Genomic DNA, 465 nt, shown 5'->3' with positions numbered 1-465 from the left:
GGCTTATAATACATCATAGATCTGCTTATCTTAAGTAATTCGCATTGTCTTGCCATTGATATTTTGTCCAGCTTGGAATCGACAAGATCCCTTTTATTTGGTATATCCAAGCTGTTTAGCTTTCCCATTGCCCAGTCCCTCTCTACTGTAGCTTTGCCTAATGCTTTAGCTAATTCATCATTTTCTGCTTTTAACTCTTTTATCTCACTTTTATATGCGCTCACTACTTTTGCTGGCTCAAATGCTAATGATGCATTTTCCAAGAATTGCTTTTTCCAATTTTGTATTGTCTTGCCTGTTATCTCATATTTCTTCGATAATTGCGCTATTGTCAACTCTGATGTGCGCCGTGCATGATGTAAGAGTAGAGGGTTCAAGTCCCTCATGGGCTGATATAGAGCTGTCCATTAGCTGAGGCAAGGTTAACTTCGTGAGGAGTTGGCGGAAGGAAGCTGACGGCAAAGT

At 40.2% G+C, this 465-nt stretch carries 1 pseudogene; it reads right to left on the bottom strand.

The window, feature by feature from the left end:
* Positions 1 to 386 (bottom strand): annotated as a pseudogene (locus tag L8D11_RS05465) (hypothetical protein); the annotation flags it as partial.
* Positions 387 to 465 lie beyond the last annotated feature (79 nt).

It is taken from the genome of Candidatus Bandiella numerosa, from assembly GCF_021811875.1.
GTDB lineage: Bacteria > Pseudomonadota > Alphaproteobacteria > Rickettsiales > Midichloriaceae > Aquirickettsia > Aquirickettsia numerosa_A.
Note: the sequence above shows the minus strand (reverse complement) of the source record. Positions and strands in the feature narration are given on the sequence as shown.